Source organism: Mucilaginibacter flavidus (assembly GCF_024055575.1).
Taxonomy (GTDB): Bacteria; Bacteroidota; Bacteroidia; order Sphingobacteriales; family Sphingobacteriaceae; genus Mucilaginibacter; species Mucilaginibacter flavidus.
Genome location: NZ_JAMXOE010000065.1, coordinates 1 through 1,300, shown reverse-complemented (window position 1 = coordinate 1,300; position 1,300 = coordinate 1). Strand labels below are relative to the sequence as shown.

Genomic DNA, 1,300 nt, shown 5'->3' with positions numbered 1-1,300 from the left:
CGTTGCAAAATTCACGACACCTTTCGTATTAGCGATTTTGCGGTGAATTTCGCTTTTGGTTTTTAATAATGTCTGAATTTGGCGTTCATTTTCTTTTGTTTTTCATTTTATGGGGGTTTTTAACCCGATTTTTATCTGCTATTTGGCAGATAATTCTGCATTGGACACAACTATCCCAGGTGAACGGTATAAGTTGTAAGCAATGGCCTCCAGCAGGTGTTGGGTATGTGTTTTAGCCTGGCCCACATACCTCGTTACACCCGTTTTAAACCACCGGGTTATTCCGCCAAATGTCCGCTCAACCTTAAACCTGGTTTGGCTAACTATTTTATTGAACTTTTGCTGATGACTGGTGAGCGGTTTATTTCTTACCGCCTTGTACATCACGCCGTCTTTTAAGCCATTACTTCTGAGGTAATGGCGATTGCTCTCACTACTGTATCCTTTATCGGCCCGTACCCTTGAGCCTTTATCAATACCGGCCTTTTTTACCACGTCTTCCAAATGGATGATATCGCTTTCATTGGCAGCTGTGGTTATGACCGCCCTGACAAGGCCCTGATTATCCGTGGCGATATGCTTTTTATAACCAAAACGCAGCTTACCCGCTTTTTTTATCCATGCAGCTTCTGTATCCACATGGCTTTGTGTTTTTATCGCCAATACTGTATGCGCCGTGCCGGGTTCCTGTCCATCTCCGGTAGCATCCGGTTCTTCTTTTCTATCCTCTACCACCTCGTATTCTTTTTTCCCCCTGGGTTTGCGCGGGCTATCGGTGATGCTCGCATCCACTATGACTCCCTTTTTTAGCAATACTCCCCTTGTTTCCAATTGACCATTGATTTGTTCCATTAGTTTTTCATAGCCACCCTTTTGAGTTAGCGCTGTTCTGAACCTGCTCAATACCGAATGATCAGGAACATCATCTTCCAGGGATAAGCCAACGAATTTCATAAAGCTTAACGAGTCATTAACTTTTTCTTCTACTTCGTAATCGCTCAATCCGTACCACGTTTGTAACAGGCTCATCTTAAATAAAAGCAAACCGCTATACGAGGGGCGGCCAGCCACACTAAAACCCTTGTTGTAATGCTTCCTGATCTCTATCTCTATTGCCGTCAAATCTAACAATTGGTTCATCTGGTCAAAAAATTCACTTTTTAGCTTCCGTTTGGATAGGGATAGTGCCGAAAAGCTCAGTTGTTGTGTATTCGTTGGCATGTCTAATTATACAAAAAATACTTAACTATCTATTTAACAATATGTTATATGTTTTTATTCTGCAACGGTCTCATTAATT

At 42.0% G+C, this 1,300-nt stretch carries 1 protein-coding gene; it reads right to left on the bottom strand.

The genetic code is table 11. The features are described from left to right. Positions 1 to 138: 138 nt before the first annotated feature. Positions 139 to 1,221, bottom strand: coding sequence for an IS5 family transposase (locus tag NAF19_RS30475; protein WP_252794250.1), 1,083 nt, complete (start codon positions 1,219 to 1,221; stop codon positions 139 to 141). Between the last annotated feature and the right edge of the window lie 79 nt (positions 1,222 to 1,300).